Below are 22,739 nucleotides of genomic sequence, written 5' to 3'. Positions count from 1 at the left end.
GGGTAGAGATATCCTGATTCTTGAAAGAAGATCGGCTATCAAGAAAGCCACTTATGAAAAAAGAAGACTATATAATGTCGGATAATTAAGCATAAAATTTGCGACATTTATTGACTAACTGAACGATAGTCATATTAGAAATTTCAACTGTTCTCAGTCCGCTTGACTTCCCCTCTGCTAAAAACAGCCTTATTAATTTTCCTGTCAATAAAATCACATCCTATCTGTAAATATTTATAATTCAAAAAAGCCTAATCCATACGAATACATTTGTAGCAGCTCTTTAAGAGTGACTTCAATCCCCACCCGCTCTAAGACTTCTTTTCTCTCAGAATATAGCTTTCTTAAAATACCTTCAGCCCCTTCACCATAGTGTACTTGATTGTGACAATTACTGCATAAGGAGACTATATTCTCTTCAACGTCTAGTGAGACATTAAAATTATCAGAGTATGCCATAGGAACTAAGTGATGAGGTTCAGTGTAGCTTTTATCAGAGTTTTTCCTTATAAACGTTGGATGGCTTTTATCTACTTCACATAAATAGTGTGCATGTGCTAGAGCATTTAGTGCTGTCTGACGATCTCTCGGATAAGACTTTTGTCCATTAGAGTATATTGGACTCTGCTTCTCTTTGGGCGTTCCCTTATGTTTAAAATAGTTTGATTCGTTTTTCAAATCTGCGCTTTTTATAGACTCAACAATCAGTCCTGGGCTGTACTCTGATAGCTCCTCGAGTACTTTATCGGAAGATGTTTTTAGTAACTCCAGAACCTGATTACTATAGCTATATGAGCTCTGGACTTTAGCAGTCTCTTCAATAATAAGCCTAAACATCTCTGCATTGGCGGCAAATAGATAACCTGTGTTACCCCTACCTCTTGAGTTAAATGGAGCGTATTTCTCTGGCTGTAGCTTTCTTAATTCGTCTATGTAGTCAGATGTAAGAATGCTTTTTTGAAAAGTACGATATTCAGTGTCTACTCTCCATCCGTCTTCTTCCCAGTCATTAAAGTTAGTATCAGGCCTTGAGCTTGAATAGCAATCTGATATAGCGAAGCTTATTGCAACTATGGCTTTATGTACACTATGTATAATCACATCTCCCTTTTTTACATTTGTCATCATAGTCCAGTGAGATTTTGTATGACCATTTTTATCAGCTTTAGGAGCCCATAGAAACCCACCAAGATGTTCTTCTTTAAAAGTCTTGTTTTGAAATACAAAGAAATAGTTCACATATAACACCCCTTACAATATTTAATATTAAACATATAAATCTGATTCTAGTGTAATATATATCCAAAGAAAAATATATAAAACACAAACACCATAATCTGAGATTGTGGTGCCGTTTGCCTAAATATAGTATATAATAGAGATATTTAGAACCTAATATTTCGATATATGGGAGCTGAAAAAATGGAAAACCTACGCGCTTACAGGGAAGAACTGCTGTGCAGGGAGCTCTCTGAAAGCACTATAAGGGAGTATCTAAAGGACGCCCAGGACTTTCTGGAGTTTGCAGACGGGGATGAAGTCTCTATGGAACTGCTTATCCAGTACAAAAGAGAGCTATTAGACAGTTTCAAGCTGTCCACGGTGAACAACAAAATCACTATAGTAAACAACTACCTGAAGTTTTGCGGCCTTAACCTTAAGCTGAAGCAGGAGAAGCAGCAACGGAAAACTTCGCTGGACAACGTGATCACGGAAAGGGAGTTTCAAAGACTTATAAGGGCTGCGGAGAATCTGAAAAAGACAAGACTAAAGTATATAATGCTGACCCTATATTATACCGGCATGAGGGTGTCGGAGCTGAAGTTTCTGACAGTGGAAACGTTTAAAAATGGCTATATGGAAGTCAAAAGCAAGGGGAAACACAGGGATATCCCGCTTTCTGAAAATCTTGTAGAAGAACTCGGTTATTATGTAAACTCGGAATGTATAGAATCAGGTACAATATTTCGGACTTCAAACGGACATCCACTAGATAGGTCCAATATATTCAGGCAGCTGAAGGAAATAGCCAAGTTCGCCGGAGTCAGCGAATGCAAGGTCTACCCTCATAGCTTCAGACACCTTTTCGCTAAGCAGTGGCTGCGTCACAACAACCAGAACGTGTTGGAACTTGCAAATATTCTTGGGCATAGCTCTCTTGAGACTACGAGGATCTACACTACGCTGTCGATTGAGGAGCAGAGGGAGACTATTAGGTTTTGATCCTATAGATAGAAATGATTAGATAGGGAGGTGCTGTAAATGAACAGTATTGACCATACAATTAATTATAGCAGATATGCCATGTGGCCGTGTGTCAAAACATAGTGTCGCAATATACAGTCTAAAATGTGGTGCAGATGCTCCTACAAGTGTTCAACAAAATAACTCTTTTCCTAGACACTTGGCCACACCTGTAAAACCAGAAACAAAATCCATCATCGAAGGCGCCGGATGATCAAAAATAAGCATCCCGTCGCCTTCTCTTTCGGCACATAGTGTCCATGAAATTCACTTAACCATTTCGCTTTCAGATGATAGAGTTAAACCACAGAAAGAGAGGGAGTAATCGGATGATAAGGGCTTATGTGAGATGCAGCACGAACGAGGATAGGCAGGATCTGGAAAGATAGGTCAGGGAACTCAGAAAGCAGCACAATATCGACAGGGTCTACAAGGAGTATATCTCTGGAAGCAATTTGAAGAGGGAGCAGTACAGTTTGATGCTAGATGAGCTACAAGAAGGCGACACAATACTGGCGACCGAGGTCTCGAGACTGTCGAGGAGCACCAAACAGTTTATAGAGCTGCTGGAGCTTGTGAAGGAAAAAGGACTGAGGCTGGTGGTGGGCTCCCTGACGATAGACTGCCGGACGAATGGCAAAATGGACATAATGACTGAGATGACACTCAAGATAATGAGCGTTTTCTCCGAACTCGAGAAGCAGATGATATCCGAGAGGGTCAAGTCCGGGATGGAGAACGCCAGGGCCAAGGGCAAGACGCTGGGCAGACCAGCCACAACAGCGGACGACATACCCTCTAAGTTTATGGAGACCTACAAACTGCACAGTGCGGGGAAGCTCAATGTGACTGACCTTTCCAGGCTGAACGGCATGAGCAGGACCACGGTATACAAGTATATAAGTCTTATAGAAGAACAGCTAAAAAATTAAAGAGATTAAACTTTTATTCTATACTTAAACTCAAGAGGTGAAAGTCGTTTAAATCATTAGGATTTAAAATCGGGCTTTAAAGGAGGGATTTCATGAAGAATAAGATCGAATTTTCAAAGGAAGTGAAGGCAGGTATGGTTTCAGCCATAAAGAAGTATTTTGCGGAAGAGAGAGACGAGGAGCTAGGCGACCTGGCCTCGGCTTTGATTCTGGATTTCATAACGGAGAAGCTGGGTCCGGAGTTCTACAACCAGGGCGTTTATGACTCTTACAATTATATGAGCGAGCGGTGCGAAGACCTCCTGTCCATCCAAAAATAGATGAACTCATCCTAATGGGGAAGATTTAAATATGTAGTGCAATAAGTGCTATTTTGAAGCGATTTATGCATTTTATGATATGGCTGGGGTGTTTTCCATCTAGCTATGGGGTTTTAGAAAGCTGTTCGGATCACCGGAATTGAAACTAGGAATGAGTAGAGCACTGCCACAAATATAGAAAGGAAGTGTGCATATATGAAGATTGTGATTTTGAAAGAAGAAGATATTCGAAAGGTATTTACCATAAAAGATGCCATTCAGGCAGATAAAGATGGCTTGGAACTTTATTCAAAGGGTGAAAGCGACATACCCCTTAGAATAAATATAGATATTCCAAAGGAGGAAGGACAAAGCCTGTATATGCCTGGATATGCAGCAGGAGCCAAGGCTCTAGGAGTTAAGATAGTGTCTGTATATCCAAACAATGTAGAAAAAGGTTTAGATTCTTTATCATCGACAATGGTTTTGATCAATGAAAGTACAGGAGAAGTATGCTCTATAATGGACGGATCTTATCTGACAAAGATAAGAACGGGAGCGGTTTCAGGTGCAGCCACTGATATATTGGCTAGAAAAGATTCAGAAATTTTTGCTCTCTTGGGAACAGGAGGGCAGGCCGAAAGTCAGCTTGAAGCTGTTCTTACAGTAAGAGACATTAAAGAAGTCAGGGTTTTCGATGCAAATAAAGAGAGATCTCAGGAATTTGCAAGTAGAATGGCTGATAAATTTGCGGATGTTTTTGGCGTTAAAATTATTGTAGCTGATAGCTCTAGTGAAGCGGTAGCCAATGCTGACATTATTACCAGTGTTACCACAGCAAAAAAACCAGTATTTGACGGGAAATTAATAAAAAAAGGTGCGCATATTAATGGAGTGGGATCATACACTCCTGAAATGCAAGAGATTGATGACTATATTCTATTAAATGCAGATAAGGTATATGTAGATACAAGAGATGGTGTTCTAAATGAAAGCGGTGACTTCATAGTACCTATGAGACAAAATAAATGTACAGAAGACATTGTAACTGGAGAACTTGGAGAGGTAATTATGGGAGAAGTTCCTTCTAGAGAGAGCGATCAAGAGATAACTTTCTTTAAGACAGTTGGGAGTAGTGTACTGGACATCGTGACCGCAAGAAGGATTTATGAGAAAGCAATGCAAAAAGGTGTAGGGCAAACTATAGAGTTTTAAAATGGATGGTATTCCATGTATAAATACAGAAAAAGTAGGGTAGCCCCTAGTATGGCCGCCCTATTTTAAGCGCGAATAAGGGCCTCTCAAGAGGCCCTTATTTTTACATTTATACTCAAATACTCTATTTATATCGCTATCTATTGACTAACTTAGATTCCACCAGTAGATTCTTAATCGCTTGTGCTGCCTCTGCATAAGTTAGGTTTGACTTCGGCGAAATTGTTGTAGGGGTAGTTCCATTAAGTACATTTGCTGAGAGCACCGCCTGCACATAAGTTTTTGCCCAACTCCCTACCTGATTGTAGTCTGAATAGCTTTTATATCTGTTTGTATCTGTTCCTTCAAGCTTTGTTATATTCATTGCCCTTTGATACATGGCCATTGCTTCTTCTCTTGTAATTATCGCATCTGGCCTGAAGGTTCCATCTGGATATCCTGCCACAATTTCGTATTCATTAGCAATCAGAATAGCAATTGTCCTATCTCCTTTTGCACTGACATCCTTGAACTCGTTTTCATGCTGAGAACCCTCTCTATAAATACCCAACGCTCTTACAATGTACTCTGCAAAGTCTGCTCTTGTAATTGCTTTATCTGGTTCAAATGTTTCTGGATTGAATATGACAAGTCGCGATGCCATATCGTTGACTACATCTTTTGACCAATGTTTCTCTACAGATTCTACAGTAATTGGATTCGAGATTACAGAGTAGTTCGAATTTGTCAGCGATTTCAGCTTTGCGTACCACTTACCTTCCTTTTGGAATATTTCCGTTGGGACATGGCTGTAGGTGCCGTCCTCATTAAATACAATACCTGTTGTGATCTTGCTTGGATCAACATCTGCAGGAATTTCCATTACCCTCTCTACGTAGTTAGAAAATTTACCTATATTCACATATTCAGTTTTTCCTTCTGAGTTTGTAGTCTTTGCTACTATCTCAAAAGCAGTTGGTGGAAATAATATTGTAGCCCCATTTTTCGTGGCTACTTTGTTGTACTTGGCCACAACTGAATCGTCAAGCTTTGCAATTTTCACTTCAATCTTAATGTCTCCTAATGATGTTTCTTCTATCCCAAGCTCTTTAGCTGCGTTTGAAATAGTTAGTTCTTTTGTAGGGATAGTGTATTCTAATCCATTATGTTTGATTGATACATCAAATGTATTAGTTTCGAGCTGTTTAACTATATCTCCTGTTAGTTCGAAGTTTACTATGTCTGATCTAGTGTCTGCAACCGGCACTTGGAATACATTTTGTTGTCCTGTTTTATTGTTTCTTACAGCCTCATCAATCTTACTTTGAATAACTTTGTTGTTTACTGTTACGTTTACTGCTAATTTGCCGTTTTCTGTTGAATGTAATTCTGTTCCTGCGCTTATAGTTTCTCCGTTTACCACTATATTCACAGATCCTGTAGGTGCTGTTGTTGATGAACCCCCGCCTCCACCTGAACCACTCGGAGGCGTAGTTGAAGGCAATGTCACTGTTGCGCTTGTTACCTTAGCTAGTCCTGTTGCGGTAAAGCCTATCTGTGCATTACTTACCCTAGTTGCATTAGTTGCTCCAAGGTCCGTAAACGTCGCTATACCACCTGTAACAGTAGCTGTAGCAGTCCCGGTCAATGTCCACGTTCCACCGTCTTCCTTAGCTGCTGTTACGACTGTCGTACTATCACTGGTACATATATTATCATAAGTATCCTTAAGCATTATAATTGGTTGTTGTACAAATTCTCCGCCATTGTTTGCAGGGGCTGTAATATTTTGATCCACAACCATTTTTGCGACTGCCCCGTGCTCGATAGTTTGAGATACTGTAGAGTTCCCATATCCTGATGCCGAGATCACAACATTTCCAGTACCCGGTGTTCTGAGGTATGTGTTGCCTGAAACACTTGGTTTCAAAGTCACTTTGCCGCTTGACACAGTGTACTGGCTAGCATCCAGTGCGTTCCCGTTATAGCTTACGCCTGTAATCGCACCTTCAAATGTCGCATCTGATGCAAAGGTGATTTCCAAGTCATTATCTACACTGTTTGATGTTGTATCAGCTGTAAGTACCTTTGCCGAGTTTTGTGGAATAGTGAATACCGAGCTGTCAATGGTCTTAATTCCACTCGTAAAGGTCACTTTTCCGTTTCCTGATGTTGTCAACGTACATGTAAGGTCACTAAATGTAGCTGTTCCAGCTATCGCAGCTTTGGTTGTAGTTCCTCCTATGCTCCAAGAGCCTGTACCGCTCTTTGCTGTTGCCACTACATTTGCTGTTGATGAAACTCCTGTCGTACAGTAGTTTCCATACTGGTCTTTTAATTTCACTATCGGCTGAGTTGAAAACGCATCTCCGCTTGACGTTCCTGGTACAGGTTGAGTTGTCACCTCAAGCGTTTCCACTGTTCCCGCTTGTATAGTTTGGGATACTGTAGAATTGCCATATCCCGATGCCGAAATCACAACGTTTGCAGTACCCGGCGTTCTGAGGTATTCATTTTCCTCAACACTTGGCTTCAAAGTCACTTTACCGCTTGACACAGTGTACTGGCTAGCAGTCAATGCATTGCCGTTATAGCTTACACCTGTAATCGCACCTTCAAATGTTGCATCTGGTGTAAAGGTGATTTCCAAGTCATTGTCCACGCTGTTTGATGTTATCAGCTGTAAGTACCTTTGCCGAGTTTTGTGGAATAGTGAATACCGAGCTGTCAATGGTCTTAATTCCACTCGTAAAGGTCACTTTCCCATTTCCTGATGTTGTCAACGTGCATGTCAGGTTGCTAAATGTTGCTGTTCCAGCTACTGCACTTTTAGTTGTAGTTCCTCCTATGCTCCAAGAGCCTGTACCACTCTTCGCTGTTGCCACTACATTTGCTGTTGATGAAACTCCAGTTGTACAGTAGTTTCCGTACTGATCTTTCAATTTCACTACCGGCTGAGTTGCGAACGCACCCCCGCTTAATGCTCCAGGTACTGGCTGGGTTGTCACCTCAAGCGTTTCCACCGTTCCCGCTTGTATAGTTTGGGATACTGTAGAGTTCCCGTATCCTGATGCCGAGATCACAACGTTTGCAGTCCCTGGTGTTCTGAGGTATGTGTTGCCTGAAACGCTTGGCTTCAAAGTCACTTTACCGCTTGACACAGTGTACTGGCTAGCAGTCAATGCATTGCCGTTATAGCTTACGCCTGTAATTTCACTTTCAAATGTTGCATCTGGTGCAAAGGTGATTTCCAAGTCATTATCAACGCTGTTTGATGTTGTATCAGCTGTCAACGCAACAGTTGACATAACCGGGTCAGCAATCTGAATTGCCCCTATACCTGCTGTTACATCTGTTGCACCTGGTGTATTTGAAGAAATTATTACTTGGTCTACATTTTGGAATATAGATTCTGTCAGTCCATTAAGTCGGTCAAACTGGCTCGGCATACCTCCATCATCTAGTGTTAGATTAACTGTGCCTTGAGGATATCCATCCCGAATTCCTTCAACATAAACCGCATCTTCCATCATATTGCAATTATTAATATATGCAGAATTAAAGCTAAAGTTGCTGCCGTCTCTACTCTTGATGACAATATAATTATATGTGTAAGTTGGAACATCAGAAGGTGTTATAACGTTCTGGAAGTCAAGGTAGATAAACTTACCAATAGGGTTGATTTTATCATTGGACCCAAAAATATCAATATCAATACCTGGAATATCTGATGCTGCAACATCCCCAGCTTGTCCATCGGTTATAACAGGTCCTGTTTCATATTCATCAATTCCTGTAAAGTTAATCGTTCCTGAAATAGCATATGAAAAGCTTGGAAAAATCATAGAGCTTGCCATAAAAATAGAGAGCAGATAGTTCAATACTTTGATTTTCTTAAAAAGAATACGTTTTCCCATAACTTACCTCCTTAAATAAAGTTTTATTTAATCCTAATATAACTCTTTAGAACCTCCTTACCTTAAAACAAAAACACGATACTGTTAAATATATGTATAACTAGAAGCTGTTCGGTAACATTTGTCCATTTTACTTGCCTGAAACCTGTATAAACCGCTCCTTCATATGTATAAGTATATAACAAAAAGCAGTTTTTATATAGAAAAATATATGCTTCAACACTTTCCTGATGATATAGCTTTATTGCTTATTCTAGAGTCTATGTAGATAAATTTCTACATTGTTACAGAGTGTTTGCGCTATTCTATTGATAGACTTTAATTTAAACTAAAAGCTCTATCAATAATTACCTAGAAATGTCTTTTTCTCCAGGTACCCTGTCAATACAATTCCGTCGCTGTCTTCTAACAGCTTTAGAGATTGGGGATAATATAGATAGTTATCAGTTGCTATTTCATATGTTTGCCATTTTCAAAACACCAAGAAGAAATCAAAATCTACTGATATCCCTCTGGTATAATATAATTGAAATTAAATATTGGGGGGTGTTTTTATGAATGTTCTATATAAATTCAAATTTAAATCGATTTGCTCCTGCAAAGATTACCATAAATCAGCTATGATTTGTTAGGAGCCTAGTCTTTTTAATTAGCTGTATATGGGCTTTTGACACATAGCTTTTATAATCTTTGCTTTAAGACTTCATTAAATCGGAGGAGCAAGGAAATGAAATATGTAAAAGCAAAAGATGTGCTGCCAAAAGACATACTCGAGATGGTGCAAAAGTATGTGGACGGAGAGTACTTATATATCCCGAGGAAAGATATGAATCGCAAAGCTTGGGGCGAAAAGAGCGGTGCCAAAAATATTCTACAAGTCAGAAATTTAGAAATCTATGAAAAATACTCTTCAGGGACTACTGTAGATGAGCTATCTCAGGAATACTATCTATCGAGAAAGAGTATATGGAGAATAATAAGCCAAGCAAAGCATCTATTCTCGAAAACAAAGCAGAACCGTTCTAGGGATTGAAATCCAGATCCACAAGGTGATATGATTTCAATTGAGCGAAAAGAAAAGAGAGGATAGATTAAATGAACAGTTTTATAGAAAAACACCGCTATAATTATATAAAAAAATGCCTACAAAATTTGAATAGTGCGTTCAGAACTTCTGTAGATGAAAATATCATCAATGTAACTAAGGCACATCTGAATGAAAAGATACTGTCTGCTTTCGAAAACTTGACTGAGGATGAAAAGGAGATTATTGATATAACAAAAATAAGTGATCCTCTGCATATCGATACGTACTTGTCTAGACTAGACAAGTACACATTCGGTATGAAAAGTGTGACAAAGTCCCAGCTTTTAAAGGTATTCAAAAAAGAGAAGAAACTCCATATCCCTGACTTAGAAACACTTGAAGCCAAGAAGGTATATCTAGGCTGGACCGATAATTCTACTAGAAAGATGTTTATAGCCTACGACATAGATGGAGTGCTTCTAGGCATGACTTGCCGTATAATAAGCCAAAAAAATACAAACTCTTATGTATGTGCACTCTGTAACTATGTGGGAAGAGATGGCGAAGTTATATCTGTCTCGCCTGTATGTAAAACTAGGGAGTCAGGAAGGGACACTTACAAATCCATTGGAATCAGTATATGTAAAAATAGTGATGAATGTAATTCGCGAATTTCATCTATTGAAAGACTTGAAGATATATTGAAAACAGTGAATGGCATTGAGTAGGAGTATCATTCATTTAGACATAAAAAAGACACCGAGAGGTGTCTTTTTTTACAGCTTAGAGCGAGAGTTAGCGCAGGCAAAATAGATCGACTGACTTTTAAGGTTTAGATGAGCCGAGGACCATACTGCTTTTAAATCCCCCTATTGCCTTTGTATGGAAAATACGTTATGGTGTAGTTAGCTTGCACAAATGCTTTTTATTAAGCGCGCAATGATTAAATAATGTGTATCAGTACATTAAAGGCGGTGACTTAAAGTTGATTAAAGAGCAAGTGACCAAAGAGCTAAATCTAATAGGATTGAAGTCGCTTAATCCCCCACTCTTTTATAATGCTGAATATGGTATTCGCTTTGAAATAGGAGTAGGCAATGTCTACGACAGCAATATGGAACCTAGAAAAGAATATATTGAAAATGCTTTAAATCGTGCCATGACCATATATCGTAGCGGATTGAAGTTTCCTTCGTTTCTGGTCTGGAAAGTTAATCCTCAAAATGAAGAGGAGAGCATCAACTTGAAAAATCTATTTTTTAGAAAAATTGCTCCAGTTTTACCCCACGAAGAGCTTTCAGAGTATGTCGAAGCTGGAAGTGACACCATGAACCAAACTCAATTTTACTGGGACTTGAATAAGAGTGAAATTCCTATTGATAAGGTCTTTTATGAAATAATTCTAGGTGATATTGGTGGTTCAGCAGATTTTGTTTCATCCATATATATAGTCGATGTTCAGAGTCACGTTATATTACAACTATATGATGATATGGGACTTGATATTGTTTCCTATGACAAAGATAGATTGCTCCCAGTTTACAAAGAACTGAAGTCATGGATACTCGATTATGACCGTAAAGAAATTGATGATAAGTTTGCCGACTAGAGACAACTCATAAACTTTAGATAATATGAATTAAGGGGGAGTGACACATGGTAAAGTTTTTTATAGCTGGGCTGATATCAATGATTTTTGTTCTAGTGGCTTCGTTTGTAATGAAGAGTGAGGCCGTATTTCTTTATGGGATGCAGATTTTAGGATTTGGAAGTATAGTGCTAGGAGGAATATTTTCTGGGTTAATGAGTGACAATATTTATAGAAGGACTGCTGTGGAAACAGAGAAAGAGAGTGATAGTAGAATAAACAGAGCATTTAAACTAGCTATGTTTGGCCTGCCTAGCATAGTAGTATTGATAATATATTATTTTTCACAAACTTAGTATATTGCGAGCCAGCAATTTGGAAGGGGACTAATATATCTTATATGTATGATATGTTAGTCCTCTTGTTTTTTAGGATTTATATTAAATTAGGTCTTGATAACTTTAGCTATGGGGAGTGTCAAGAGCGGCCTTGTTTTTATGTTTTCATTATCTGCCTTTCCTGAAAAGCCTGCCCCAGAAGCCCGCTTCTCCGACCTTGCTTTCCTTGTCCGATGCTATCTGCTTGTTCAGGAGCAAAATTTGACTGTTGTTGTTCAGCTCCAGCGCCTTTTCGAGATTGCTATTAAGGCTTTGAATTACACTGTGAAGTCTCTCAATCTCTGCATCTTTCTGATGCATTATATTCAGCAGTGTATCCGCATTAATCCCCCTGTAGTCAGCGTCCGACGATGTATCGCGGTAAGCATGGGACGATTGATTGATTTCTTCTTGGTTCGAATCCGACTCTTCATCAAGCGTATCTGGCCCAGCATCATATGTGGATTTTGCCTCGCTTTCATCGTGCTCTTGCCCGAATCGATAATGTTCGGTAGCTTTATTGGCTGTATGTTTTCTAACTAAATCGCTAATTGTGTACAAAACTTGAAAAACTCCTTTCATGTATCCATAATTATATTATAACTGTATATGGGGCATATTTTAATATATATTTACGACCTACTTTCGTGTGGGGAATAGGCGGATGTACGTTCGTACTTTATCCATAGGGTACTAAAGGACACCTTTAGGCCCCTGTATGGATGCACCTCAATTCTAGAGGCTTGCCTTTATGTTCGCAAAAAAAGAGACACTTTTTTTAAGTATCTCTATTGTCTCATCTGGCACTCATTCTCTTTCAGTCCCTCCACATAGTCGAGATGCTCCTCCTTTACGCTCTTAGGCACATTGTGTCCGCTCAGCTTTTCTAGTGTGCTGTATATATAATCGACTTCTCCCTCGCTCAGTAGCTTTGGAAGCTGGGCTATCTTTCTGTATATAGTGTTGAATTCCTTTAGTGTTCCGACCACGCTTTTCTCAGGATTGTAGGATACACTCTTCAGCTCACAGCTTTTACCGAATACTATGTAGGAGAAAGTTCTGTCTCTGTACCTTCCTTTGAAAAGACTGTCTATCGCCCCTATATGACCCCTGTTCTGCCTTATTGGATTGTAGAAGCGGTATTTTTTGTCTTTTCTCAAGAGCTGAGTCCACATCTTGTCTTTCTCGTTTCCAAATATCCAGCCACTGTAGTTCTTGGACTCGAATACATGTATTCCACTTCTGTTTATGGCTATCAAGTCTATTTCTGAGGGCTTTCCGTCAGCTTTTATATATGTGTTCATCAGTATCCTGGACTCTCCTTCATTCTTCAACAGTCTGAATATGTCACATTCCCCCTTGGCACCCTTTATATCGGCTTCACTGACATTCCTGTACGGTAATTCTGTATCATAGTATATATCTTCTTTATAGCCAGTGTTCAAAGGCCTAGTTCTAGTTTCCACAGGCTTTTTATCTTTTACAGCTTCTTCGGTTTTTTTGACTTGCTCCTCGTCTTCCAAGATCCTCTTTAATATAAACGACATGAGCATAAATGCCGCTATACTAAACAGTAGCACCTTTAAAATCATCTCTTTCATCCCCTTTACATATATTGACTTATGCCTTACAGATATAGTATACCCAGCTGGAAACTTATAACCAATTATTGTTCTCTGTCCACCTTAAAACCGTCTTTTGACCACAGAGGCCCTTTATAGTAAGATATTGTAATACGCTTAAAAAGGGGTTTTGGGAATTGAAAATAAAACTGGCTCTAGTCACAGCTTCTCTGATACTGTGCATCGGGACCATCGGAAATGCCTTCAGCGATGCCACAAGATCAAAGGTCGCTGAAATGATTGTTAAAGCGCTTGGAGTTGTTTGATATTTTGATTGAAAGGAGATGGCACTTTGAAAAAGAAAGTTACTTTAAATCGATTAGCTTTACTAGTAGTAGTCATATTGTCGATAATTTGATAAGTACTTAGTTTTCCTCGTTTATTATCAAAATATGTCTTAGCCTGAGTTTTGTCGGAAATGTTGGCGAGACACCAAATAAGATTAAGTGTAATCTTTTTCTAAAACAGGGCGATAGAGTTATTGAGAGATTTAGTAAAACAGCAATATAACTATCCAATACTTCAATAAAAAGGAGTGGCTCTATTGAAATTAAATGATAACTTTAAATTACTAATGAGCATAAACAATTATAATAATCTTACTGGTAACAAGTCTACGCACTCTAACACTAAGGCATTGAATAAACATTATAACAATCATTCGAAATCTAGCTATTTTCAAAATAAAAGAGACAGTGTTTTCATTTCGAATACGGCACAACAGCTCAGTCTTAATTATGAAAAAATCATCTCTATGAAAAGAGTGAATGATGAAGAAACAAATCTTTTAAAATCAAAAGATAATATTCTTGAGTTTAAAAAAGGTACATACTACAACTTCCAGAGCAGCAATGGAGAAAAAATGATTTTAACTACTGACGAATATGGTCATGTAACTATGCCTTTCATTGAGTTGGGAATTAGCTCAGACTCAATTGCTACATCACATCTAAAAGAAATTGATAGAATAGAAAAATTTTTCACTTATCTGTCAAGAGATAGTACCGCCCTATTAGTCAATTTAAGTTATAAAGAAAATGAAGCTAAGGACATACTTTCGCGTGTTGGCATCGAGCCAGGATTTTTTAAAATCAAAAATGGAAGCAAGACTAATGAATTTTACTTATTAGAAAACGGCAAGATATATTCAAAACATCAATCAGAAGGGCATAGGCACGCATTTAATACTAGCAACTTTTTTAAAGAGGGCTATACAAAAGACTCTCTATTTATAATAGACGGAAAAGAATTTAAACTAAATGATGATGGCTATTTAAATATTCCTGAGGGAACAGCTTGTCTGACGGAAACAATTAAGATTTTTAAGTAGGGTAGAGCCAGCATTTCCGACAAATTATACGCTAAGAAATTAAAACAAGCAAAATACGGACTTCTGGCGACTGGATATACTGGGTAGAAAATTGATAACCTTAAACTATCCCTAAAGGGTCGTTTTAGATATGGGATTTCACTAAAGTGTAAAAGCAGACTTTGAGAATGGCTATTTACTCTAGGACAAAGGGTAAGCCTTTTGTGATATTTGGCAATGGGAACATTTGGGTTTCCTCTGGAAATTGGCTATACTATGGGTAGTTCACAGTGGTTAGAAAATATGAATTTAAAAGAGAGGTGAGGACTAGTGGAAATAGGTATTATGCCATCGATACTCCCCTATATGCTATTAGTTATATATGTTGCATTATTAGGACTAGGCATCTATATAGCAGTATTAATTATAAAAGCATTGAGAATATATATTAAAAAGAATTCTTAGTCGTTAGATATTGCAAGTAATCTTTTTTATTCCATTTACTGTGATGTTTATTTGCCAGTAATATGTCGGTAGTGTGAACTGTACTCCTATTTCAAAAAACTTTTCAAAATATTTCAGCTCCAATACTAAATTCATACCTTTTGGGAACTGCCATACCGAAAAGTGCCTTCTTCACTATGTTTCAGCGAGCCCGTATAATAAGAATTGTCGAAGGACACATGCGATAAAAAACTTAAATTCAAATAAAATGAAACCATGAGGAGGAGATTTAAAATGGCAAGATTTACAGTACCAAGAGACGTATACTTTGGAGAGGGAGTTATATCGGAGCTTAAAAACCTGGAAGCTAAGAAGGCTGTTCTCGTTATAGGAGGAGGAGCTATAAGAACTACAGGAGTGCTTGAGAAGATAGAAAACAACCTCAAGGAAGCGGGAATAGAGACTAGAGTCATAGAAGGCGTTGAGTCTGATCCATCGGTAGAGACAGTTATGAAAGGTGTTGAAGTTCTGAACGAGTTCGGCCCTGACCTTATAGTTGGAATAGGAGGGGGATCTCCAATAGATGCCGCTAAGGCAATGTGGATATTCTACGAACACCCTAACTTCACTTTCGAAGAGGCGGCCAAGCCTTTCAACCTGCCAACACTGAGAACAAAGGCTAGATTTGTGGCTATACCAACTACAAGCGGGACAGGAACTGAGGTTACATCGTTCTCTGTCATCACAGACAACAAGACTGGAGTGAAATACCCTATAGCGGACTACAACATAACTCCGGACATGGCGATAGTGGACACAGACATGGCTCAGACTATGCCTGCAAGCCTTGTGGCTCATACTGGAATGGACGCACTTACACACTCATTCGAGGCATATGCGTCAACAGTTAGAAACGCTTTTACAGACGCACTCGCTATGAAGTCTATAGAGATGATAAAAGAGAACCTTATAGAGTCTTACAAAGGAGACAGGGACGCTAGAAGCGAAATGCATATAGCTCAGTGCCTTGCTGGAATGTCATTCTCGAATGCAATACTTGGAATAGTACACAGCATGGCTCACAAGACAGGAAAGATATTCAGCATACCTCATGGATGTGCCAATGCAATATACCTTCCTTACGTGATAGATTTCAACAGAAAAGAGGCGGGAGCAATATATGCTGACATAGCAAGAAGACTTGGACTTGCAGGAAGCAGTGAAGACGAGCTTGTTGACTCACTTGTAGAGATGGTACAAGACTTCAACAAAGAGATGAATATACCGTCAACACTTAAGGAGTTCGGAGTAAGCGAAGAGGACTTCAACAGCAGTCTCAACGAAATAGCTGCCGGAGCAGTGGGAGACCCTTGTACTGGCACAAATCCAAGGGAGATATCTGTAGAAGAGATGAAGCAGCTTTTCATCTGCACTTACAACGGAGAGAAAGTAAACTTCTAATCCAGAAAATATATTAATTGCACCTCCAGTGTTAGGTAAAACCTAATGCTTGGAGGTGCAATTTTTTATAATAAAGTCTTCCTTTGATTTATTAAATATTGCCTCCGTTAAAGTAATCTTATTACGCAAATATGCCAATAGCAAGCAAAAAAGCAACCCCATATGGGATTGCCTAGTCTATATCTATAGCACACTTTCTTTTACAACATAGTGGCTGTTATATACTTTGTCTTCAAGATCAGCCGGTGCCCTAGTATACTTTCGAATAATATCTATATCAAAAGAAAATTCACCGCCATCTTTAATTGAGATAGCAAAAGAAACAGGCTTAGTGTCGATTGTCTTGTCGAGTTCACTTAAAGTCTCTTTGTCGGTTTTAATTCTTAAAAAATAAGTATTGCTACTTGGATTTTCTTCAACTATGGCTAAAACCTGAATTTCTTTACCATCTAAGTAGCCAACTGGCTTACTTGAAAGATCTACTAATTTCGATAGTTTTTCTAACATATTTTGTCCCTCCAATATATATAATTTCGATATATATAGTATATATTAGATTGGATTTGCTGAAAAGCTTGTCATATATTTTATTTAGCGCAAAGTAAGCAGACCGACTCATCGAGAAATTACGACAGGCTTAATTTTTTCAGAATACTACATTTCGATGAAAAATAATAAGGTATATGTATGCGAATAGTATGATATAATTATCCGAAAAACAAACAGGGGGAGGTAATGGATTTGAAAATCAGTACGAAACTCAAGTTATTTTTAGCTGTACTCGCATTGACAACACTGTCCGGTACGGCGATGGTGTTTTATCAGCTAGAGAATATGTCTGGAGACGGAAGGGTTGTAAACCAGGCAGGAATTGTAAGAGGAGGCACGCAGAGAGCCATAAAGCTTGAGCTCGCTGGAGAGGACAACAGCAAGATAATAAGTGCAGTTGAAAAAAACATAGAAGGGCTGCTAAGCGGAAGCGAGGAGCTACAGCTTCCTGTTCCTCATGACGAAAACTTTATAGCCGATATGGAGGCGGTAAAGTCAGGATGGGAAGAGCTGAAGCAAGAGATAGATGCCAGCAGAGCCAGTGGAGATCAGAAAAAGCTGCTGGCAGACAGTGAGACGTTCTTCGAGCTTACAAACAAGGCTGTATCATCTGCAGAGTCTTATTCACAAAGAGCTGTGTCGATACTCAAGTCATTTCAGCTGGTGCTGCTCTTGGTGAACTTGGCAATACTTGGAGGGATTTTGCTCATAAGTTCTAGAGCCATATCTAGGCCACTAAAGTACCTGATAGGAGCTATAGAGGAGCTTGATCTGGAGGGAACTATCTCAAGTGACTTTACTGAGAGAAAAGATGAAATAGGCTCACTGTCTAAAGGAGTCAAGAGGATAATGGAGAGTATAAAAGAGCTGGTCAAGGATGTATCTCAGAATTCAAAGCAGCTTGCCAGTCTTTCGGAATCTCTAGCTGAAAGCAGCAGTCAAATGCACATGGCTTCAGAGGAAGTTTCAAAAGCTGTGGATGAAATGGCCGAGGGAGCGACTGAGCAAGCCAAGGAAATTGAGGAAGGCACTGCAAGCGTAAATATGCTTGGGGATATAATCGCCGAGGACCAAAGGCTTGTGGACGAACTGGATACTGCAGCTATAGAAGTGAGGAGCTTAAAAGACGAAGGTGTTGAGATCTTGAAGCATCTGGTCGAAAAGACAGATCAGAGCAGCAGGGCTTCCAAAGAAATATATGAAGTCATACTCGACACTAGCGAAAGGGTAAAGTCTGTATCGGAGGCAAGTCAAATGATAAGAAACATAGCCGACCAGACAAATCTACTGGCTTTAAATGCCGCCATAGAAGCTGCCAGAGCTGGAGAAGCTGGGAAGGGCTTTGCAGTTGTAGCCGACGAGATCAGGAAGCTCGCCGAGGATTCCACCAGCTTTACAGAAGAAATACTGAAGGTGATAGAGGAATTATCAATGAAAACTGAAAACTCTGTAAGCACTATAGGCGAAATGGAGAAGCTTGTTGAAGATCAGGTAGATCAAGTGGAAGAGACAAATGTCAAGTTTGCCGGAATATCTGAGTCGATAGACAAGGTTATGTCTATAATAGATTCACTGAGCAGATCAGGAGCCGATATGGTAAGCAAAAAAGAAGACTTGGTCGAGCTTATATCCAATCTATCGGCCATCTCCGAGGAAAATGCCGCAGGAACTGAGGAAGCAGCTGCCTCTGTAGAGCAGCAGACAGCCTCTATGGCCGAGCTGTCTAATACGTCTAGCACGCTCAAGCAGCTTTCACAGGATATGTACAAGAGCATTGAAAAATTCAGCTAAATTGAATACTACAAAGCGACAATCCAAAAAGCCCAGCAGTCGAACTGCTGGGCTTTTTCCACTTAGTTTATGGCAATCTGATCATTCGGACTGCTCTTTTGTCGTCGTCTAGCTTTAGCTCGCCGTATACATAATCTTGGCTTGAATTGCGAGGCTCTCTGTAGTACACGCTTCTGATATTCGAGTAGTATATCGCACCTAGACACATGGCGCAGGGATGTGCACTGGCATAAAGCTCATATCCCGAAAGATCAGGAGTATCCAGCTTTGCGCAGGCGCTTCTGATAGCCAGCATCTCCGCATGGGCAGTGGGGTCGCCAGTCTGTACGACTTCGTTTACACCCATTCCAACGATTTTGCCGTCTTTTACGACGACAGCCCCATAGGGCAATCCTCCATGCAACGACTCGTTCTCTGTTGCCAATTCGACAGCTTTTTCTATAAATTCTATTTGTGGCATATTATCTCCTCCTAATAAATAATCAGTTTAATTAAATAGTGCGCTCCCAGCGGCCACGCTTATAGGCTAGGAAACCTATTATATCTGCTAGAGCCCATCCAATAGGGATAGACCACCAGATTCCTTTCTCTCCGACAGACGGAATGGAAGACAGCGTATAGGCCATCAGAACTCTGGTTCCTAGCGATATGACGGTCAGTACGATAGACATATTCAAGCTGCCTGCACCTCTGAAAAATCCATAGAACATAAACAGAAATCCTATCAATGTGTAGAACAAGCCAACGATAGATATATACTGAGTTCCAAGCTCTATAACTTCGACCTCGCTGGGGTGAACGAACATCTTCATAAAATGCTCTGAAAGCCCGATTATAAGAACAGATGCGACTATGCAGAACACAATGATTATCTTCACCGCTGAGCGCACTCCTTCTCTCAAGCGCTCAACTTTTCCACCGCCCACGTTTTGGGCCACATAAGTGGAAAAGGCATTTCCAAAATCTTGGACAGGGAGGTATGCTAAGGCGTCGATCTTTACAGCAGCTGTAAAAGCGGCCATTACATTGGCCCCAAAGGTATTTACAAGCCCTTGGACAGCCACGATTCCTATTGCTACAATGGACTGCTGTATGGACGCTAACAAGCTGTACTTTGCTATAGTCGGGAATAGCTTTCTGCAAAAGACCATGTCCTCTGAATCCATCTTCAGCACCGGAACTTTTGAGAAGGCATACACCAGACTCAAAATTGAAGCGATCGCCTGTGATATTACAGTTGCAAATGCAACTCCAGACACACCCATGTTAAACTTTACGACGAATACTATATCGAGCACTATATTGACTACAGAAGCGACTACAAGAAAATATAGGGGTGTTACAGAGTCGCCGATAGCTCTCAAAACAGCTGAAGACAAGTTGTAAAGCGATATAAATATCAATCCGGCAAATACGATTCGAATGTAGTCCACAGAGTTCTTCAGTATTTCCGGAGGTGTTTTAATGAGCACTAGAAGTGGCTCTGAAAATACAAAGGCTCCGACTGACAGAGCTATGGATATCCCGAGTATGAACACAAAAGCTGTAGAAATAGATTTTTTCAGCGACCTATAGTCTTCAGCTCCGAGATACTGTGATATGACCACAGAACTCCCCATGCACAGCCCTATAATCACCAAAGTGGCAAAGTTGACAAGGGCAAAAGATGACCCAACGGCAGCAAGAGCATTTTTGCCTACGAACTTGCCGACTACAATAGAGTCTACCATGCTGTATATCTGTTGAAAAATATTGCCGACAAGCATGGGAAAAGTGAATTTAAGCATTAGCTTTGTGGAATTTCCAACTCTCATATCCATCGTCATTTTTTGATCCTCCTCGTCACTGAAATTATAAGCGCAAACTTGAGCTTTAACTTATGATAGCATATACTTATATATACTAAAAATATTGATTATATTGATAATCCATATGATTTACATATACATAGAGAGGTGAATATGATGGACATAAGGCAGCTAAAATACTTCATTGCCATCGCTGAAGAAAGGCAGATAACAGCGGCGGCCAAAAAGCTCAATATGACACAGCCTCCGCTGAGCCAGCAGTTGGGGCTTATGGAGTCTGAACTGGGAGTAAAGCTAGTCAGCAGAGAGGGAAAGTACCTTGAACTTACAGAGGCGGGAAAGGCCCTCTACGAAAATGCCTTGAAGATATCGGAGCTTATGGAGGAGTCAAGCGCCCAAGTGAAGGAAATAGGCGGTGGAATGAAAGGTAAGCTTCTTGTAGGAGTAAATACACTTTCATATCACAAGCTTTCAGGAGTACTTAGAGAGTTCCAGAAGCTCTATCCTGATGTGACGTACAAGATACAGCAAAATGAGTCTGGTCAGCTGTGCAAGTTGCTCAGGGAGCGTTCAATAGAGCTTGCAATCGTAAGGCTTCCAGTCGACTTGAGGGATTTTTCCATACTTCATTTCAAGCCTGAGAAATTCTATTTTTTAACGTCTGAAACAGAAGAGATATACTCTGAAAGAATTTCATACAGTGAGATAAAAGACTTCCCTCTGATGATCCCAAGCACAGAGGGGCTAGGGCTGTACAGCCGAATACTGGAGCAGTTTTCAAAACGCCATCTTGAAGCCAACATAATTTGCGAGTGCTCTGACATTGTATCTTTGCTGGAGCTAGTGTCTAGCGGATTTGGGAGCACCATAGTTCCAGAGTCTATACTGAAAGTTCACAGAGGACATGGCATTAAAGCTTTTGAGATTGACGACGACAGCTTTATTGCAACATCTGGGCTTGTATGGCTGAAGGACCGATACCTGTCAAAGGCCTCTAGAAACTTTATAGACTTGCTGAAAAAAAGAGCTTAGAGCCATGTGAGATAGGGGTGCATATGGGTATAACATAAACATATTCGCTTGAAAGAAGGTGATAGAGTGGTTGTCTTGACTAAAATCGCACTTGCACTGCTTTGGATTCTAGGTTTTTTTCTAGCGGCACTGATGCTGCTCTTGGTTGTACCTTTTTCATACAGAGGACGGATAGCTTTCAATGGGGATGGCCTCAGCGGAGATGGGAAGCTTGAATGGGCTTTTGGACTTCTAGGCATCGGCATCTCGATAAAAGAGGAAAAGCGTTATGAGCTTTTCTTGTTCAAAAGGACTGTATCGTCCGGGGTATTGGGAGATAAAGAGCTGGAGATAAAAGAGTCCAAGAGAAAGAAAAAGAAAGAAAAAAAGAATCTAGGAAAGAGAGACTTAGAGATAAGAGAGCTGATGAAAATCGGAAAAGATCTCCTGGCCAAACTGCACAAGGCGCTAGGGCCAGACTACATTGGAATCCACGGAAGATATGGATTCGAGGACCCGGCTATGACAGGCATGGTGTCTGGACTAGTGGCTATAGCAGAGTCAGTTTTCAAAAGTGCAGATATAAGGCTCTATCCTGAATTTACAGGCGAATCGGTGGATGTTCAAGCGGAGTTCTATGGCAGATTCAGCCTAGGAAGGCTGGCTTTGCTGGCCATATCGACTGTGTTGAAAAAGCCTGTCAGAAAGCTTGTATTCGCAAATGGGAAGTAGTTGGGAAATAGGAATTAATACACTGAGGAGGAATTCAAAATGGAAAGATCATCTATAGGACAGAATATGGAGACGCTTTTTACGCAGCTTGAAAAGTTTTTAAAGACCGAGACGGTTGTAGGAGAGCCTATGACTATCGGGGAAGTCACTATAGTGCCGCTTATAACTGTTTCATTTGGATGCGGAATGGGGGGAGGATCTGGAAAGGATCCGGAGAAGTCTGAAGAAGGATCAGGCTCAGGACTTGGAGCAGGAGCGAAGATCAGTCCAGACTCTGTGCTAGTCATAAACAAGGGAGAGGTGACCATGATGCCTGTAAAAGGTAAGGCCAACCTTGAGAAGCTGATGGAGAAGGTGCCGGACATATTGTCCCAGATAAATATAAAGAGTGAAAAAGAGTCAAAAGCTGAGTCTGAATCCGAGTAAACTTGAAA

General features: G+C 40.0%; 22 protein-coding genes and 1 pseudogene. 15 read left to right on the top strand and 8 right to left on the bottom strand.

The annotated features are described in order from the left end of the window. Positions 1-234: 234 nt before the first annotated feature. On the bottom strand, positions 235-1,239 hold the full coding sequence (locus EUAN_RS02150; RefSeq protein WP_071061147.1) for an HNH endonuclease: 1,005 nt from the start codon (positions 1,237-1,239) through the stop codon (positions 235-237). Positions 1,240-1,422: 183 nt separating this feature from the next. On the opposite strand from EUAN_RS02150, the gene EUAN_RS02145 reads away from it, so the two are divergent. From EUAN_RS02145 to EUAN_RS02130, 4 genes and pseudogenes are all read left to right on the top strand, one after another. Beyond that, positions 1,423-2,223: a tyrosine-type recombinase/integrase gene (locus EUAN_RS02145; RefSeq protein ID WP_071061145.1), complete on the top strand. Its 801-nt coding sequence runs from the start codon at positions 1,423-1,425 to the stop codon at positions 2,221-2,223. A 428-nt stretch (positions 2,224-2,651) separates the two neighbouring features. Next, a pseudogene (locus EUAN_RS02140) lies at positions 2,652-3,176 on the top strand (recombinase family protein); the annotation flags it as partial. A gap of 92 nt (positions 3,177-3,268) precedes the next feature. After that, the gene (locus tag EUAN_RS02135; RefSeq protein ID WP_071061143.1) at positions 3,269-3,496 is read left to right on the top strand and encodes a DUF2164 domain-containing protein; all 228 of its coding nucleotides are present in this window, start codon (positions 3,269-3,271) and stop codon (positions 3,494-3,496) included. A gap of 195 nt (positions 3,497-3,691) precedes the next feature. Next, on the top strand, positions 3,692-4,690 hold the full coding sequence (locus EUAN_RS02130; protein WP_071061142.1) for an ornithine cyclodeaminase family protein: 999 nt from the start codon (positions 3,692-3,694) through the stop codon (positions 4,688-4,690). A 136-nt stretch (positions 4,691-4,826) separates the two neighbouring features. Here EUAN_RS02130 and EUAN_RS02125 read toward each other — a convergent pair whose 3' ends face one another. After that, positions 4,827-7,331 (bottom strand): hemoblobin-interacting domain-containing protein, encoded by a 2,505-nt coding sequence (locus EUAN_RS02125; protein ID WP_169817315.1) that lies wholly within the window; start codon positions 7,329-7,331, stop codon positions 4,827-4,829. After that, on the bottom strand, positions 7,321-8,586 hold the full coding sequence (locus EUAN_RS02120) for a hemoblobin-interacting domain-containing protein (protein ID WP_071061140.1): 1,266 nt from the start codon (positions 8,584-8,586) through the stop codon (positions 7,321-7,323). Before EUAN_RS02120 ends, EUAN_RS02125 begins: the two co-directional genes overlap by 11 nt. Before the next feature lie 727 nt (positions 8,587-9,313). On the opposite strand from EUAN_RS02120, the gene EUAN_RS02115 reads away from it, so the two are divergent. The 4 genes from EUAN_RS02115 (at position 9,314) to EUAN_RS02100 (ending at position 11,557) form a co-directional block, all read left to right on the top strand. Further along, positions 9,314-9,619 (top strand): CD3324 family protein, encoded by a 306-nt coding sequence (locus EUAN_RS02115; protein ID WP_071061139.1) that lies wholly within the window; start codon positions 9,314-9,316, stop codon positions 9,617-9,619. A gap of 62 nt (positions 9,620-9,681) precedes the next feature. After that, a complete protein-coding gene (locus tag EUAN_RS02110) occupies positions 9,682-10,341 on the top strand; it encodes a FusB/FusC family EF-G-binding protein (protein ID WP_071061138.1) in 660 nt (219 codons plus the stop codon). A 257-nt stretch (positions 10,342-10,598) separates the two neighbouring features. Next, entirely contained in the window at positions 10,599-11,222 is a 624-nt protein-coding gene (locus EUAN_RS02105; protein WP_071061137.1) for a DUF3885 domain-containing protein, read from the top strand. A gap of 47 nt (positions 11,223-11,269) precedes the next feature. Further along, the gene (locus tag EUAN_RS02100) at positions 11,270-11,557 is read left to right on the top strand and encodes a DUF5316 family protein (protein WP_071061136.1); all 288 of its coding nucleotides are present in this window, start codon (positions 11,270-11,272) and stop codon (positions 11,555-11,557) included. A 150-nt stretch (positions 11,558-11,707) separates the two neighbouring features. Here EUAN_RS02100 and EUAN_RS02095 read toward each other — a convergent pair whose 3' ends face one another. Together EUAN_RS02095 and EUAN_RS02090 are read right to left on the bottom strand one after the other, a co-directional pair. After that, positions 11,708-12,139 carry a hypothetical protein gene (locus tag EUAN_RS02095; RefSeq protein ID WP_071061135.1) on the bottom strand — a complete coding sequence of 144 codons (432 nt, stop codon included), beginning with the start codon at positions 12,137-12,139 and terminating at the stop codon, positions 11,708-11,710. 227 nt (positions 12,140-12,366) lie between these two features. Then, positions 12,367-13,158 carry a nuclease-related domain-containing protein gene (locus EUAN_RS02090; RefSeq protein WP_169817314.1) on the bottom strand — a complete coding sequence of 264 codons (792 nt, stop codon included), beginning with the start codon at positions 13,156-13,158 and terminating at the stop codon, positions 12,367-12,369. A gap of 179 nt (positions 13,159-13,337) precedes the next feature. Between EUAN_RS02090 and EUAN_RS12915 the strand changes: the two genes are divergently transcribed. The 3 genes from EUAN_RS12915 to EUAN_RS02080 all read left to right on the top strand — a co-directional run bounded on the left by EUAN_RS12915 (position 13,338) and on the right by EUAN_RS02080 (position 16,414). After that, positions 13,338-13,466, top strand: a complete 129-nt coding sequence (locus EUAN_RS12915; RefSeq protein WP_281182069.1) for a hypothetical protein — start codon at positions 13,338-13,340, stop codon at positions 13,464-13,466. Positions 13,467-13,744: 278 nt separating this feature from the next. Next, a complete protein-coding gene (locus tag EUAN_RS02085) occupies positions 13,745-14,530 on the top strand; it encodes a hypothetical protein (RefSeq protein ID WP_084655658.1) in 786 nt (261 codons plus the stop codon). Positions 14,531-15,247: 717 nt separating this feature from the next. Next, positions 15,248-16,414 (top strand): iron-containing alcohol dehydrogenase, encoded by a 1,167-nt coding sequence (locus tag EUAN_RS02080; protein ID WP_071061131.1) that lies wholly within the window; start codon positions 15,248-15,250, stop codon positions 16,412-16,414. A 183-nt stretch (positions 16,415-16,597) separates the two neighbouring features. Here EUAN_RS02080 and EUAN_RS02075 read toward each other — a convergent pair whose 3' ends face one another. Then, positions 16,598-16,921: a hypothetical protein gene (locus EUAN_RS02075; RefSeq protein ID WP_071061129.1), complete on the bottom strand. Its 324-nt coding sequence runs from the start codon at positions 16,919-16,921 to the stop codon at positions 16,598-16,600. 234 nt (positions 16,922-17,155) lie between these two features. Here EUAN_RS02075 and EUAN_RS02070 point away from each other — a divergent pair, with 234 nt between their 5' ends. Next, positions 17,156-18,754 (top strand): methyl-accepting chemotaxis protein, encoded by a 1,599-nt coding sequence (locus EUAN_RS02070; RefSeq protein WP_169817313.1) that lies wholly within the window; start codon positions 17,156-17,158, stop codon positions 18,752-18,754. Between the two features lie 67 nt (positions 18,755-18,821). On the opposite strand, the gene EUAN_RS02065 is transcribed toward EUAN_RS02070, so the two are convergent. Together EUAN_RS02065 and EUAN_RS02060 are read right to left on the bottom strand one after the other, a co-directional pair. Then, positions 18,822-19,214: a nucleoside deaminase gene (locus EUAN_RS02065; protein ID WP_071061125.1), complete on the bottom strand. Its 393-nt coding sequence runs from the start codon at positions 19,212-19,214 to the stop codon at positions 18,822-18,824. 31 nt (positions 19,215-19,245) lie between these two features. After that, complete coding sequence (locus EUAN_RS02060; protein WP_071061123.1) at positions 19,246-20,580, bottom strand: MATE family efflux transporter; 1,335 nt, start codon at positions 20,578-20,580, stop codon at positions 19,246-19,248. Between the two features lie 135 nt (positions 20,581-20,715). Between EUAN_RS02060 and EUAN_RS02055 the strand changes: the two genes are divergently transcribed. The 3 genes from EUAN_RS02055 to EUAN_RS02045 are packed head-to-tail and all read left to right on the top strand — an operon-like array spanning position 20,716 to position 22,731. Beyond that, positions 20,716-21,594, top strand: coding sequence for a LysR family transcriptional regulator (locus tag EUAN_RS02055; RefSeq protein ID WP_245674419.1), 879 nt, complete (start codon positions 20,716-20,718; stop codon positions 21,592-21,594). 48 nt (positions 21,595-21,642) lie between these two features. After that, complete coding sequence (locus EUAN_RS02050) at positions 21,643-22,305, top strand: DUF2953 domain-containing protein (RefSeq protein WP_071061119.1); 663 nt, start codon at positions 21,643-21,645, stop codon at positions 22,303-22,305. 39 nt (positions 22,306-22,344) lie between these two features. Beyond that, positions 22,345-22,731 (top strand): GerW family sporulation protein, encoded by a 387-nt coding sequence (locus EUAN_RS02045; RefSeq protein ID WP_071061117.1) that lies wholly within the window; start codon positions 22,345-22,347, stop codon positions 22,729-22,731. The last annotated feature ends 8 nt before the right edge of the window (positions 22,732-22,739 follow it).

Source organism: Andreesenia angusta (assembly GCF_001855385.1).
Taxonomy (GTDB): Bacteria; Bacillota; Clostridia; order Tissierellales; family Gottschalkiaceae; genus Andreesenia; species Andreesenia angusta.
This window is presented reverse-complemented; position numbering and strand designations above follow the sequence as displayed.